We start from the raw sequence: 16,701 nt of genomic DNA, 5'->3' as shown, positions 1-16,701 counted from the left end.
CAGCCTCGTTCAATGACCTGCTCAAACTCTATGTTGTTACTTGTCCTAGCCATGCCTTCTTTTATTCACTAAGTTCCGAATTCCCACCAATAATCATCCCCCTGTGTGTCAAATTTACTTGCCATGGATGTTTCATATGTATATATTTTGTTTTTTATTGCCACTACTTGTCCCGATTTATCGGGATGGAACTCACCAAAATTAATCATGCTTCTGGGCGAGAAGCTATTCTCATGACTCGTTTCATATGGATAGAGTTTTTATTGAAGATATTTAACTAACAATGATCAACTTATATTGTTTTACACAAATGGCTTAACACTAATAACAAATAGCCCTTTATAGATTTGAATATATTCGAGCGAGAAATGATAAATAAAACCTGATAGCATATTTATATCGTTATCTACAAATTAAAGAACCTCAATATCTTTTCAATAAAAATACAGTCGCAAACAGCAACTCGTATAGTATGGGGTATTTGCTTTCAACCTAATAGAATGGGGGGTAATAATTAATTATGTAGCCTTGGCTCTTTGTAGTATGCCTAAAGGTCTACCCCCACCCATTCGTGTGAGAGAATTATATTCCCGTTTGAAGATTTACGATTGGATAAGACTTGATTTTTTACTGATGCAATTTTATAAACACGGTGACTAATTTCCAGCACACCTTCATTCATTTAAAAAGCGGTATCGACCTTACAGTCAGTACCGCTTTTTGAATATCATATCAACTAAGCCAGTTAACAGGTATGGAAATCACTTCAAATATTAAAGAACTCTATTTTTAAATAAAAAGCCTCTGCTTACTCCTTTACAAACTGTGCCATACCACTTTTGCAGTATAAAAAATACAGTCCGCCAGGTAAATCAGACACCAATAGCTCGCCTTTGAACTGGTCTATTTCACGCAGCAGATGTCCATTAACATCAAACAAACTAAGCTTTTCTCCCAGGCAGGCGTCCAAATAAATTTTATCTTTTGCTGGGTTGGGATACACCTGTAATTTTACTTTGGTGATATCGACAATAGAGGATGCGGCATTTTTTAAGCCGAACACCTCCAGCTCATAAATCGAATAGCCCCATTCTGTGGCACGTCTTGTTCCTGTTAAACGCACATAACGAGCCGTGATAACTGGCTCCTGTTGATGCACATCTTTACCACCATTACTGTTGCTTTCATTAGCAAAGGGCGTCCAGGTAGTTCCATCAACCGACATTTCAATTTTATAGGCCAAAGCATGGGCTGTTTCCCAATTAATAACAACAGTGCTTACATCGTAAAGCCCCTGTAAGTCAACGGTAAGTGTTTGCGGATCCATGAAAGCTGAAGACCAACGGGTATTTAAACTACCATCTACCGCTTTATCCCCCCCTAAGTCGGACGCTTCGCTGGATGATGCCACACATGGTTTTTTATAGGCCAGGTTAACATTTGATTCCCACTCAGCTTTATCCAGTACATTAAAAACATGGCTCTGGGTATTGTTCGACGCATCCAACTCTGCCACAGACTGATTGATACTTACACTCACGTTCATCTCCACATTGCCCGACTCATTGGCTTGCCAAGGAACGGCTAAAGGCACCAAGCTCATGCCACCAACCGGTATGGGACCTATATTTTGACTTGAGGAGTGGGTTTGTCCATCAATTGTATATTCAATTGTACTTGCTTCAGAAGGGTCAAACACTGCCGTTCCCGTATTTTGGATGAGGGCATAGAGATAAACCTGATCACCTTGCAAAGGATAACGGGGGTATTGATACATACGGCTCAAACTCAAATCGGGCTTTGAATTATTAGCATTAAGTTGTAAGGATGCCGAAAGTGGCAAGTTATCTGATGCTCCGCCAATATGTATGGTATAGGCACCATCGTATAACTCATAAGCCTGATTGGTGGTATTCCAATAATAAAAATCTTCGGCTGCCAGTTCAAATTTCAACTCACGACTCTCACCAGCACCAAGTGACACACGCTTAAACCCTTTTAGTTGTTTTACAGGCATCCAAATATCATCATTGTTGGCCGACACATATAACTGGGGCACCTCATCACCATCTCGTGTGCCAGTATTGCTTATGGTACATGTTACCTGTATAGGCTCGCCACTGGTTTGGTTGGCCGAGAGCTGAATATTTGAATAAGCAAAAGTGGTATAGCTTAAGCCGTGGCCAAAGGCAAACTCGGGTGTTAGCTGTTGTTCATCGTACCAGCGATAACCACATCCATAGTCATCGTTAAAATTATCATTCTGTGGCTGTATTTGTCCATCATTTTTAGGCATGGTTACCGGCAAGCGACCTGCAGGATTGTAATTACCAAACAGTACATCGGCCATGGCGGTGCCCCCCTCTTGCCCAGGGTAAAAGGCATAAACCAATCCTTTAATATTGTTGATGCTTTGGTTGATGGCACAAATACCTCCACTGTTAATCATCACCACCATATTGGCATTGGCTGCCGCCAAGTGATTAATCAGCTCTTGCTGCACACCAGGCAAATCAACCGATCCTGATTTACGGTCGCCACCGTAATCGTAGCCTTCCCCTTCTTGAGTATCATCCAGACCGCCAATAAAAATCACATAATCGGCTTGCGAGGCAGCTGTTACCGCATTTGCAAAACCACTCTTATCAGTACTGTTTATATCGCAGCCTTTGGCATAGATGACTTTTGATGCACCCACTTCGTTTTGGATACCTTGCAATGGAGAAACACTTTCAATAACATCCACCCATGAGCTGCCAAAACCATCTAACTGCATTTCATTGGCATTGGGTCCCACAACAGCTATTTTGGTGATATTGTTTTTATTAAGAGGCAGTATCTGATCTTTATTTTTTAGCAATATCAGACTCTCGCGCCCAGCCTGCAAGCATAAGGCACGGTGTTCATCACTATTGATTAATCCATCGGGAGTACGCGGATATTGATCCATCATGCCACTAAGCATTTTTGTTTTTAGCACCCTACGAACAGCATTATCGATATGCTCCTGGGTGATAAGGCCAGCATTTAAGAGTTTTGCCAGGTCGTTGACGTAATGATCAGAAGCCATGCAAACATCGGTACCTGCCTCAATGGCTCTTTCGGCATTATGCACAGCTCCCCAGTCTGACACCACGTAAAAAGGATATCCCCAACGTTCGCGCAATATGGTACTTAGCAACAGTTTGTTTTCCGAGCTGTGCAAACCATTAATTAGGTTGTAGGAGTTCATCACACTTAAAGCACCTCCCTCTTGTATGGTGCGCTTAAAGTTTTCGCCATAATGCTCGTGTAACCAACGATCATTGATGGTAACATTACTGCTATGGCGATAGTCTTGCTTATTAACCAGGTTAAGGTGCTTTACGGTGGCAATCACCGGGGTTTCTTGAATGCCCCGCACATAGGCTGCTCCCACCTTGCCCGAAAGGTAAGGATCTTCACCAGCTGTTTCGGCACTTCGTCCGTTACGCGGGTCGCGACATAAATCGATGCAGGGGCCCAATTGCTGGTGCTTGCCATAGGCCCAGAATTCTTCACCCATGGCCTTACCAACATCTTGTATTAAATGAGTATTAAAAGATGATGCCATGGCAATGCCCACTGGGAAAGAGCAAGCGCCTCCAAAGCGCACGCCATGCGGACCATCGGACATAATAAAGCCAGGGATACCATGTTTTTCATCATCACCAGTAGTGAAGAATGTGTTATGGGTTAATTGGTGTATTTTTTCATCCAAGGTCATGCTAGCAAGCAAGGTTGCAATGCGCTGATCAGCACTTTGAGAGTAAGGCTGCTGGATAGCTACAAACAACAGTAGTGATATTAATAGTTTTTTCATGGATATAGGCCTTAGGCATTCGGATATTAAAGGTCAATCTATTTTGCAAAAAAAAATAGGAGTTGCACCGAAGTCAACTCCCATCTTTTTTAGGGAATTAGTTTAAAAACATGAGGGTGCTTCCTGCAGAAAACTACCCTCATAGTTCAGACTAAAGGTTATTTTTTAATAATTTTTGAAGTAGCACCGTTAGCCGATACAAAGTATACACCTCGCGGTAAATCAGCTACATTAATAGTACCATTGGCTACTTGAACCTTCTTTGCAAGTGTACCTGTTGCACCATAAATTTCCACAACAGTCCCTTCATCCAATCCTTTAATGTTTAATATATCAGATACTGGGTTAGGGTAAATCGTTAAACCTTCAACTTTAGTATCACCAATAGCTGTTGCAGATTTTTGCACGAAATTATCTAATAAATAAGTATCTCCCTGAGTAAAATTATCATCAAAGCCACAAAAGATTGTAATGACTTGGTAAGGTCCTTGACCACCAACCGTTGCTTCCGCCATATCAAACTCCAGTGTTTCCCATTCATTTGCCTTAGTCGTTGTCTTATCTAACTCAAGAGCGTTTTCATTATCAGAAATATTCTCTAATTTAAGTTTGATTGTATTACCTGCCGCTGGTGAGAATATATCTATAGTAAAAATAGAACTAACAGAAAGATCAATTACTTTATCTAAAGCGATCCATGTTCCCGACCAATTAACATCTCCCTTAACGAATTGTGCTACTTTTCCATCGCCTTGCGGATTATCTATAACTGTCGTCGATGAGCTTCCAAAATCATTAAACATATATGACATTGGTCCAGTGAAACTTATTGGAAAGAATAAATCAACGGTAGTGGACGTTGTTAATTCCTGTGGATTATTTGCAGCTGTATTCCCTGCTTCATCTTTAGCTATTACAGAAAATGTATATGAAGTACTTGGTGCTAAATCACTAATCATATATGTAGTAACCTCTCCAGAAACTCCAGATTTACTAACGGTTTGACCATCATATGTTATGTCATAAGTCACAAAACCTGAATTGTCACTTCCACTTAGTAATAATTCAACTTTTGTTCCTGTTTTCTTACCCTCAGCGATGGTAAAGTCAGTTGGCCCATCTGTATCATTTTCAATAACTTTAACAAACTCAAAGCGCCACCAATTGGAACCATTTGCACCATAATTAAGGTCTAAGGTCATATTTGAGGCTGTTAATCTATTAACGGTATAAGTTATATCATCTGGAGCATCTAGAGGATCACTCAATTCAGCTAAATTATATGGTTTAGGAATCCCCATGTAAGCACCTTTGCCAGTTATAGTTATTGTATTAGCATTAGCATCATAGGCCCAAGTCGCAGAATTCGAAGCATCATGAGGTGCAACAGGTGTACCACAACTACCATCCTGACTTCCTCCTTGCCACTCTTCTATCCATGTTGAACCATCTTGTACATTCTGAAATGATGCATCAGCATTAAAAACATAGGTATCATCAAAAAGGCAAGCTCTGCTCGTCACATCACTTTCACTATTACTCCACCAAGTTAAATTATCCAAACTAGGTCCTACTTTAAGCGCACCTGCTTGTGGTGCCAATTTCCATGTTCCTTCAGGTGTTTGCGCGAAAATTAATGTACTCATCACAAATACCATTGTTAATAGTGTAAAGATTTTTTTCATGTTTTCGTTTTTAGTTAGTAATTATTAAAAAGGCAGAGTATTTATTAAACTACCTGTATTATGTGCTCACTCGGTTATTATTTTAACAACTCTTATCAATATTAGACACCCTTTATTACTAAAACTAAAAAGCTAACTTTATTAAAACTGTACAGTTGATTAAACACACTCTTAATTCACTAGACAAAGCAACTCTAAGCGCTCTACATCAAGCAGATACAAACATGCAAAACATAAGGCAAGCAGGTCGTTTCTAGCCGTTAAAATCAACTAATTATCAAAGAATTAAGGCTCTAATTTCAAAGCCAATAGCTAAGCACTAAAATTATTGGAAAAAGGAGTCATCATTTTAAGGTAAGAGTTCTCAAGGCAAGACTCCTGTTTATGCTTTCAGACAGATTATGAGAGACTTACTATTAATTCAGCACGTTATTAATAGAAATAAAACCTGATTGTATCATTACAGGCATCGGAAAAGCATTAATAAATGCTACTTAAGCAGTCCTTCTATTGATTTTTGCTTGCAATGGCATGCCGGTTTTATATTCAAAGTTGGCGAAAGAAACGCCCATTACCTGAGATGAAACAACTATTTATCAAGGTCATAATATTACAGAAATGTAACTAATATTATACTTCACAATAAAAAAGCGCTTCATACTTTTACTCTGCACAAAAAAAATCCCCATGGCTATAACCCTGGGGACTTATAAATTAAAGCACAATGTTAATTAAATCATCGATATTGATTATACCTATTTGTCATTATCTAAAAGCGTTGGTCCAACTGCCATTTTCAGTTGCGTTAATCATAACAACCTCGCTACCTACCTGAACCTTAAACTCTCCTTGCTCAAGCACCCAATCACCTTTTAAATTCACAAAAGCAAGATCGGAAGCTTTAACTTTTAATTGTACTGTTTTAGTTTCATTGGCTTGTAGTTCTATTTTATCAAAGCCTTTTAAACGACGGTTGTCAGGGCTAATAGAGGCATACAAATCCGATGAAAAGAGCAATACTGTTTCTTTACCAGTTCTTTCTCCTGTATTGGTTACATCCACTGAAAAAGTAAGCACATCGGCAGCTGTAAAATTGGCCTTATCAACTTTTAAATTGCTGTACGTAAAAGTTGTATAGCTCAACCCATGTCCAAAACCATATTGCAAATCCTGCACAGCACCGTAATTATAAGCGCCTTCCATCTCTGTTCTGTTCTCCGCTGGCTTATAATCGTAAGTCATTAATGAGTTGGGGTGTTTAGGATAAGTATAAGGTAACTTACCCGATGGGTTTGTCTTACCAAATAATATGTCAGCAGTTACTTCGCCTCCAAACGTTCCAGGCAAATAAGTTTGTACAATTGCCTGAGCAAGTGGCTCAATATGAGGGATCGTACGCGGACGACCTTCGTTCAACACCAACACCACTGGTTTACCTGTTTTGGCCAATGCTTTTACCAGGTCTTGTTGATTTTGCGAAAGAGAAAGGTCGTTCAAATCACCTGGTTTTTCTGTATAGGTGTTCTCACCAACACAAGCCACAATTACATCTACATTTTGCGCTGCTTTTACTGCCTCAGCGATATTAATATCCTTTTCTTCCCAATATGGGCCATCCATTTTATACGATACACCTGGCACATACACCACGTTTTTAGCATGTTGCTTTATGGATGTGAGGAATGTATTTTTGTTTTCGATAAATTGCTCAACTTTCTCACCTTGCCACGACAAGGTCCATCCACCCTGTAACGTACGCATTGAGTGCGCATTAGGTCCTGTAACCAATACTTTTTGATTGGCCGAAAGAGGCAGAATGTTGTTGTTATTTTTTAATAAGGTAATGGACTCTTCAGCTGTTAAGCGTGCATCGGCTTTGTGCTCAGATCCAGCAAATTTATCGTAGGCTTTATAGTCAAATACAGGGTTTTCAAACAACCCTAAACGGTATTTCAATCGTAATATACGACGTACGGCATCATCCAACCTCGACATTGGTATCTCACCCTCATTTACTAGCTCAATAAAATAGTCGGTATAATCAATGTCATAAGGTACCATGGCCATATCAATACCAGCATTGATGGCAATTTTTATCGCCTCTTTATCGCTTTTAGCAATCCTATCGCGTGCATAAAGGTTATTTATATCTTGCCAGTCGGTCACTATTACGCCATCGAAATTTAAGTCCTGCTTTAGCATTTTTGTAAGCAGCTTATAACTGGCGTGCACCGATTCTCCATTGACAATACCCGAGTTAGCCATAACGGTTAATGCACCTGCTTCTACAGCTCTCACAAAAGGTTCGTAATGCTTTTCAATTAGTTCTTGCAAAGGAATATTAGCAGGTGTTCTGTCTTTTCCATTCACCGGAGTACCGTAGCCCATATAGTGCTTTAAACAAGCAGCCACATGCTGTTTATCAAGCTCATCTTTATTAGTCCCCTGGTAACCTCGTATCACTTCCTCGCCCAACTCAGATATTAAATACACATCTTCGCCAAAGGTTTCCCAAATACGTGGCCATGCCGCATTGCGTCCTAAATCAAGTACAGGAGAGAAGTTCCATGGAAGATTGGATGCCCTTGTTTCATAGGCTGTATTTTCAGCACCTTTGCGCACCAATTCACGGTTAAAGGTAGCAGCCTGTCCAATCTGCTGAGGCAAAAATGTTGCCTTTTGAGTATAGGTTGTTCCGTGTATGGCATCAATACCGTAAATCACGGGTATTCCGGTAGCTTCAATCGCCACCTCTTGTATACGGCTAACTACAGCATGCCACTCTTCCAACGAAAGAGGTGTATTGGTGGCTGTATTAAGTATCGATCCTGTTTTGCGATTAACCAAAACATCATTCAACATCACTTCGTCTAACTTAAAAGGGAAATGACTTGAATAGACATTTTCTCCTTCGCCCACCACATCGAGTGTGAATTGTGCAGTTTGACCTACTTTTTCTTCAATTGTCATTTTCGCCAATAACGTCTCTATTTGCTCCTCATAAGGAGATGTTGCTTCCTCCTGTTGGCAAGAGAAAAAAGAGGTAGTTAAGGATATGACAGCAACAATGATTAGTGCTTTTTTCATTTCGTAATATTCTTAATGCACTTGACTGAAATAAAGTAGGACAAGCTACCTTTTACTATCATATCAACCCAAGTGGCTTTGTTTGACTTTTATCCAGGTGTATTTTTACAATGTTAGATGAACTTGGTTCATCGCTATTATATGTATAGTTTAAACTTATTTTCTAATTAATCGAGATGGTAATGACAGAGCTACGCGATGTTTGTCCTCTGCTATCTTGGGCTTCGGCATACCAACTGAGGCTGCCTGCCGTAATGTTACTGGTATGCGATGTTCCATCTATGCCGCCTTCAAGCAAAGTGAACTCTGTTGCAGCTCCATGCTTAACATATAGGTCATAAGTGATGGTACCAACTCCATTTATTGACGCATTCCATGTAAATGTAATATCTCCTGCTCCTACATCATTTTTAGGTGCTATAATCAACGGTTTAGATGGAAGAACGCCACTTTCGCCCTCTCCTTTTGTTCCAAATGAAACAATTTCACTTTTTGTACTTTCTGAACCATCATGCGCCTCTACTTGCCAAAAGTATTTAGTGCTTGTAAGCAAGTTCTCCGCAGGTGTAAACCGTGTATTCTGAAGCCCATCGCTTACCACTAGTAAATTATTCTCATCGGTTCCCATCCACACGGTATAGCTCAGCTCATCCTCTTCAGGATCGCTTGCTTCCCATGTTAATGCTGGCCTTAACGATTCACATGTTTCCCCATCGGCTGGTGTTAAAATAACAGGTTGATTGGGTGCCAGATTGGTATCTTCTGATTTACTACAAGCAAAAAGTACCAGTATTAAACTAAAAAGTATAAGTTGTGTTCGCATTAGAATTTTGTTTTAAAGAGTTTTATGGCACTATAAAGCTGATCGATTCTGCAAAGTCCTTACCTGCTACTTTCAAGAAGTACATACCACTTCTTAAATGACTCACATTCATCGTTATTTGACTATTGATGGTTGTTTGGTTGTGGCCTGATAATCGTTGCCCATTTATGGAATAAATCTCTAAAGAATACATTTGCTCTTCTACTGAAATCGGGCATTTAATGTGCAACACACCTCCATTTACCGGATTAGGATAAAGCTCCACCGCACCAATTGTGAATGACAATTGCGCATCTTCAGAACACTGATTGCTATCCATAATTGTAGCAGAATAATTACCCTTTGACAAATTCTTTAACGTTAAAGTAGAAGTTTGACTTGTATGACTTTGTCCGTTTACATTGATTGTGTAGGGAGCTTCGCCCCCCTCAATAACAAAAGACACCTGACTACCCTCCACCAGAGCTTTACTATACAATGCTTCCGCTTCGTTTAATATCACTTGGTGATAACTGTCGTAGTTATTAATTGAAGTAGCCAACAAATCGTATTCCCCAGCTGCCAGGTCAGATATCTTGTATTCTATATTTTGACTGATAGGGTGAGCACTCCCGTTATTGAGAAAAACATTAATTGGAGCACGTTTACTAATAATCGTGATGCTCCCATCAGCTAATTGATAGCATGATGGAGAAACATACGATATTATAAAGTTTTCTGCTGAATAGATTTCATCCGGATCGTCGGAGATAGATTCACCGACCTGCTTAAACTCAAACCAGTTTAGGTTATGTTCTTGTTGTTCTACTTTAAAGCGCAGTTGGTATTCGCCCTTATTTAATAACAAAGAAGCAGCATTTTGTGTTTGCCAGGTACTCCAGCCGCCTGTACTACTTAATGTAATATTAGCAACTGACTCAAATGTTTCACCACCATCTTTGCTTAACCACATCGAAATTTTAGGTGCATTATTCTCCGAAGCAACACGCATTGTTAAATCGTAATACGCAGTATTTTGCACCGAAATAAGGTAATCGAGGTAATATCCTTCGCGGGCGTATGATGAATTTTTACCACCTCCCACATCTGAGGTATTCTCAAATGCAAAGCCATTGTTAACATGAAAATCTTCTGCTTCAATTTTACCTGCAACAGCATGCCTCTGAGGTAGGTTATTGCTTATTGGCAAATTTGAAAAATGAGCCAATGCCTCGCTGCCTGACTTTACACTGCTACCGCTATAGCTTAGTAGTAATTCATCGAAATAGGTGAATGTTTTACTTGTAGTTAGCTCAATAACTTTAGCATTTTCAGAGCTGACATTCAAACTATTAAGCTCCACCGGCGCACCGGTTTGATCGCTTAAACCAAACTCACTTAACAACATACCAGTTACAGAGCTAACCTCCTTATTAAGGGTTAAATACACCTGATTACCAAGTTTATTTGACTCTGCTGAAAAAGCTTTAAACTCAACCGAGCTAATAGGTTGCGGATCTATAAATTCGAAATAATTAAGGTTTGCTCCACCTTGTTCGAAATAAAACACCACTTTTACTTGGCCTGCCGGTAATATAATCCCCTCATAACTTGTATTTGTCCACGTTTCATAATTTGCTGTCGATGGCAATTCCAAGCTTGATGTTACATCTATGCCATTGGCCATCAGCCTTATTTTAGCGGCTCCACCTGCATGGCGTATATTCAATGTGTATGATTGTTCCGTGGTATTGTTAATGGTGTATTGCAACCATTCATTATCAGCGGTCCACCCCACATTATAAGGCGCTTCAACAAAAGAACCATCTTGTAATTTATCGCTACAGTGCTGTATGTCTACACCATCACTACGATAAGCCCAACCGGTATTCCAATCGGTATAATCAGTAACCTGACTAAGGTTAGCTGTATCAGTATCCCAGTAAGCATAACCATTGCGACCCAAATCATAATTGGCAAACCATGTTTTGTCGCCTACATCATGCTTTTTATATGGCTTTGTTTCATAGGTTTGTGGTTGACGTATCATAGCATCAATTACATCGTGCATCACCACTACATTTTCGATTTTATGATTATTGGCCCATTCGGTAACCGCGTCAATAGCAGCCTGCCCAGTTAAATCGTCTGATGTTCCACTGGTTCTCCAACCATCAATCAGTTTTTTGTAGGCTTGTGGCTCTTCCAAATACATGATGTTGTTAATGCCATTCTTTTTAACAGGCCACCACGACCAGCCAATGTCTTTACATTCGCAAAGTTCAATCAGGTGAGTATACCAAACATTAGAGTTTTCGCCACTTTCGCCCAACCATAATGGCACATTGTATTTGTCACTTTTTTCAATTATCCAATCCAATGAGTTATCATCCACATTGTTCCAATACTTATGAAAGCTTATTACCAAGTTATCATCCCATAAAGGATCTGGCAATCCATCATAGTTATTAGCCCAATCGTTTCCTTCTAAAAAGACGATGTGCTTATCGCCGGTTGCACGAATAGCATCTGTGCATTCCTCAAGCAAACTCCACAACATTTGGTTAGAGTCATCTTTCAACTCACTCCAATTGGTTTCATTTATTAAGTCGTATCCACCTATCCATGCTTCATCTTTATACCGTTCGGCTAACTTCCTCCAAAGGGCAACCGTTTTATGCCTGTTGTTAACATCTTCCCATAAGGACGGTTTACTATCGTCGTAATCACAAATATCTGCATTACGCCCTTGACCACCAGGTGCTGCATGTAAATCTAATATCAGATACATATTATTGGCTTCACACCAACTCAACACATCATCAACACGATCGAAACCACTCTGGTGCCAAGTGTAATTTTTAGAGCTTAAATCCTCAGCACTTTCTTCCTCAATGGGCAGTGTAAATTGATTATAGTGCATTGCTAAACGTAAGCTATTAAAACCCCATTTAGCCATTGAATCCACATCTGCTTTTGTCATGTGGTTGTTCCACCATAGTTCAAAAAACTCGTCTGTAGCTGTTTCGCCAATTGCCTCAGTTAGCTTATCGCGAAACTCGTGCTGAGTACCTGCAACACCAGCTGTTTTCATCATGTAACCTTCCATAAGCACCCAGTTACCTGTGCCAATGCCACGCAAGATAACCTTCTGCCCCTGATCATCTTTAATCAGCTTCCCATCGGTAGTAAGCGTTTGTGCATTTGTAACACTAATACTTAATACTATTACAATTAAAGAGAGTATATACTTCATCTTATTTTGCTGGTTTTAGTTCTATAGCGGAAACAGAAAGGTGAAATCCATAACACCTTTCTGTTTATAACTATACAAATAACTATTGTTTTTTAATACCTGGATATGCTTTCTTTAATACGATATCATCCACATATATTACACCACTAGTACCTTTACCATGGCTAAACATAACCCATAGATAACTGATGTTATCAGGATCTATTTTTCCATGCGAGAAGTCCTTATCTGAAAAATCAAATGATATATCAATCCATGAATCTGTTCCTGTTATGGTGTGCTCTACCTCAACACGACCATCATAGTCGTTAAGCGTTGAAAGACCAATTTTTAGCAAACGCTCATTTTCTGGCATATTAAAATTGTAGTCTGTTCCTCCAATATTAACAGTATTGCCCTCTAAGTATACACGCAGGCCTACTTCAGTGTATTCGCTTGAGAAATTTAGGGTTCCTTCCGTAATACCATAATTCCCCTCGGTCCACCAACCACCTGTTTTACCCATCAACAGTACATTACTTCCATCAAATTGATAAGGATTTGTATCTGGATTGTATTCATTTAATAACTTGGTATCACCATTGGCTGGTCCCCATGCTCCAGTATATGCAGGCGCATCATCAAAGTTATTAAAAACAACACTTTCCTTCTTTATATCACCACTTTGGATTGTAACAATTGCTTCTGCACTTAGTAAAGCATCTTGTACTGAGGCTTCAAACTTCACTTTAAACTCACCTGCATCTAAATAACGTACAGTTGTGTCAGTTGTAGCTGTGCTAATCCAGTTTCCGTCACCAAAATCCCAACGAGCACTACTAAAAACAGTTGATGCGTCGGCATTTATTTGCAGTTGTATAAGATTCTCCTCACCTGCAACTCCAGGCTTGGATACATCCGTAGCAATAATCAATTCATCGGCAGAAACGTTTATTTCGGTAAAGGTTTCTACATTTACCCTATTGCCATATACAGCTGTTACTTTTGGCGTATATGTCCCATCCACCGTGTAAATAAATACACCAGACTCCTGACGCACCGTGGTTCCGTTACCAAAATCCCATTCAATATAGCTTAAGTCAGGTGTATTATTCTTAAACTCGTAACTATTGGCAATTCCTATTTGATCGGAAACATCTGTAAAAGTAACATCTAGATCTATAAGATTCTCACTCCAATCTTTCGGATTACTTTCATCCTCGCAAGCAATTGTTAATGTTAACAAAGCAATTGCGATAGTATATAATATTTTTTTCATATGATTATAATATATTTTCAAAGTCCATATGGAACTCCCAAATAAATTTTATCATCCTTCTGTGTGAAAATTTGGATGCTAAATCTACATGGTCGTTTCATGTGTTTATATTTTGCTGTTTATTGCCACATGGAACTCGCCAAAATCAATCATACTCCTATGTGAGAAACTGTTCTCATGGCTCGTTTCATGTTTAAATTTTAAGTATGCATTGCTTATTCCAGACAGCCAGGAACTTTTTGTACTAATTCAATGTCATCAACCATTATAACACCAGTGCCATCGCGACCTGCACCTCTGTCGTTGTCCCATGCATGTGTAAACATTACCCAAATACTTTCAACTTTTGTTGGGTCAATGTCATTAAATGCATTATCAGTAAAATCAAACTCCACATCAATCCACTGATCTAGTTCGCTAAGCTTTATCTTGCGTTCAATTTCTTGACGACCAGAACCATCGTTCAAACCGATTTTAAGGTTTAAATAACTCTCCGGAATATTAAAATCAAAATTTCCTTCGGGCACTTCGAAAGTACTTGGAATATAAAAACGCATAGCTACTTTTCGCCACATACCTGCATATGAGAAGTCAAAAACTTCGGTATCGAAATCATAAGCGACTTCAGTCCACCAGCCTCCTGCTTTACCTATCAGTAATACATTGTTATCCTCTGGGAATTGATATGGCGCATCGCCATCAACATGATAATCCTTAAAAAGAACAACATCATTCGGATGTTTCTGCACCCATGAGCCAGCATATTCTGCATCATCATCAAAATTATCGAACATAACACGCTTACCAATCGCACACTCAAGAAGTTCATCGGCAGTTACTGTTTCTGCTTCTTTAGATAGCTCGCCATCGTATGTATAGGCGTTAAATACAATGGTGTATTCGCCCGGATTGATAAAGTACACTGTATCCTTATCTTGCTTGCTCGTTTCGCCGTTACCAAAATCCCAAGTTATAAATTGAATTGCATTGTCAGCTTCACCACCAGCTCCACGAACATATTCCACTTCGTAAATTTGAGCCGCAATTTCGGTCACATTAATCTCAATCTGTTCGGCTAACTTATTCAAGCTTTCCGGATTCTGTTTCTTATAGTCGTCTACTACCCCAACTTCGGTTGGTTCACATTTCCATAAAGCAATAGCTAACAAGAACATTAGTAGTTGTGATGTATATTTCATAGTATTATTTTTTTAGTTGCTTAATAACCTTGATTTTGTTTTAATGGCTTTGAACTAGAGCTCGACAGTTGAATTTGCACATCGGCAATTGGCCAAACACCACGTGTTGCTCTATCAAATGTTACATCAAACGGACTTTCGTAATTGTTTGTTATTGCCGCATCTGCAACATCAATGCCACGTCTTAACAAATCCCAGTAACGCAAACCTTCACCAAAAAATTCTTTTCGACGCTCTTCAAATACTCTATCGAAGCTAACTGGGGCATGAGAAGTAAATCCGGCACGCACGCGCACTTCTTCGTAATAACTCTGTGCTTCTCTGGTAAGTGCTCCACCTTGTAACGAAAGCTCAGCAGCCATCAACAATACATCGGCATAACGCACCACTGTTCTACCATCAGGATGTCCACTAAAAGCAGGATCGTCGACATATTTACTCAAGGGAGTATACTTTTTAAAATAGTATCCAGTACCCTGATAGCTGTTGGTATAGTCATTTTCGCCTACTTCTGTATTAGCATCTAATATGGTTGCATTTCGTCTTTCATCTTCAGGTGCAAAAATATTATAAACATCAGGATGAATGGTTCCAAAACCCCAGCCTGCAGCATAAGTTGCAGTGTTTGAAATATCCCTCAAACCATAAAACTGCACATCTGAACGACTAGCTCCTTTGCCATTATATGAGTAAGGAATTTGATAAATATGCTCTTTACTGTAATATGTTTTGTCAGAACCAGACACCAACCACAGATCGGCAAAGTTATCGACTAAACCATGTCCACTTTCTTCAATAATATTATCTACTAATGTGCTAATACTATTAAGAGTGACACCACCAGGCATTTCTGTTTGAGCATAAAAACCTGTGTAAAATAGGTACATGCGAGCTAATAGTGCCTGTGCTGCATATTTAGTTACACGCCCCTCTTCACCTTCTACTGTTGCCGGTAAATCTTCAATCGCTGCCAAAAAATCGCTTGCTATCTGTTCGTATACCTCATCAGGGTGTGCTTGCCCTACATCAGCATCGGCCAAAGTTATTGGTCGAGTAATTAAAGGAATATTTTCGTACATACGTACCAGGTTAGAGTACAAGTAAGCACGGATAAATTTAAACTCCGCAATAATTCGTGCTTTTTCATCCTCATCGGCAAAGGCTATTTGTGGTATTTTTTCAAGCCCAACGTTCACACGGTAAATTCCTACATAGGCTCTCCACCAAAATTGATCGTGCTGCCAGTCGGTTGCCAACATTTTATGCTTTTCAAAACGTCTGATATCTGTTCCATCAGATGAACTACCTCCACCTGTAAACATATCATCAGAACACATATTCAAGAAAAATTCGAACTCATTCGTTCCTCCTTTATCTTCAGTTGTTACATTGTATGCTGCATAAAGAGCAGCATAAGCATCCTCTTCAGTTTGATAGAAGTTATCTTCGGTTGTAGCCGTGTGATTATCCACTTCCAGATAATCGTCACAAGCAGTAGCTCCTAAGACCAACAGAGCCATTGTTATGTATAAAAAATATCTTTTCATCTTGTATAGACTATTTGTAACTATTA

8 protein-coding genes are annotated in these 16,701 nt (G+C 39.4%); all 8 read right to left on the bottom strand.

Translation table 11 applies throughout. From position 1 onward, the window contains the following. Positions 1 to 808: 808 nt before the first annotated feature. Positions 809 to 3,841, bottom strand: coding sequence for a glycoside hydrolase family 3 C-terminal domain-containing protein (locus FNN09_RS17435; RefSeq protein WP_143303764.1), 3,033 nt, complete (start codon positions 3,839 to 3,841; stop codon positions 809 to 811). 158 nt (positions 3,842 to 3,999) lie between these two features. Next, positions 4,000 to 5,526 carry a T9SS type A sorting domain-containing protein gene (locus FNN09_RS17430; protein WP_143303763.1) on the bottom strand — a complete coding sequence of 509 codons (1,527 nt, stop codon included), beginning with the start codon at positions 5,524 to 5,526 and terminating at the stop codon, positions 4,000 to 4,002. Positions 5,527 to 6,291: 765 nt separating this feature from the next. Beyond that, the gene (locus FNN09_RS17425) at positions 6,292 to 8,613 is read right to left on the bottom strand and encodes a glycoside hydrolase family 3 N-terminal domain-containing protein (RefSeq protein ID WP_143303762.1); all 2,322 of its coding nucleotides are present in this window, start codon (positions 8,611 to 8,613) and stop codon (positions 6,292 to 6,294) included. A gap of 163 nt (positions 8,614 to 8,776) precedes the next feature. Continuing rightward, positions 8,777 to 9,436 carry a hypothetical protein gene (locus FNN09_RS17420; protein WP_143303761.1) on the bottom strand — a complete coding sequence of 220 codons (660 nt, stop codon included), beginning with the start codon at positions 9,434 to 9,436 and terminating at the stop codon, positions 8,777 to 8,779. Positions 9,437 to 9,458: 22 nt separating this feature from the next. After that, a complete protein-coding gene (locus FNN09_RS17415; RefSeq protein WP_143303760.1) occupies positions 9,459 to 12,671 on the bottom strand; it encodes a cellulase family glycosylhydrolase in 3,213 nt (1,070 codons plus the stop codon). Positions 12,672 to 12,753: 82 nt separating this feature from the next. After that, the gene (locus tag FNN09_RS17410; RefSeq protein ID WP_143303759.1) at positions 12,754 to 13,929 is read right to left on the bottom strand and encodes a PKD domain-containing protein; all 1,176 of its coding nucleotides are present in this window, start codon (positions 13,927 to 13,929) and stop codon (positions 12,754 to 12,756) included. Positions 13,930 to 14,144: 215 nt separating this feature from the next. Continuing rightward, positions 14,145 to 15,128 (bottom strand): hypothetical protein, encoded by a 984-nt coding sequence (locus FNN09_RS17405; RefSeq protein WP_143303758.1) that lies wholly within the window; start codon positions 15,126 to 15,128, stop codon positions 14,145 to 14,147. Positions 15,129 to 15,148: 20 nt separating this feature from the next. Continuing rightward, positions 15,149 to 16,675, bottom strand: a complete 1,527-nt coding sequence (locus FNN09_RS17400) for a RagB/SusD family nutrient uptake outer membrane protein (protein ID WP_185969055.1) — start codon at positions 16,673 to 16,675, stop codon at positions 15,149 to 15,151. Positions 16,676 to 16,701 lie beyond the last annotated feature (26 nt).

The sequence above is a fragment of the Carboxylicivirga sp. M1479 genome (assembly GCF_007097485.1).
Taxonomy (GTDB): Bacteria; Bacteroidota; Bacteroidia; order Bacteroidales; family Marinilabiliaceae; genus Carboxylicivirga.
Note: the sequence above shows the minus strand (reverse complement) of the source record. Positions and strands in the feature narration are given on the sequence as shown.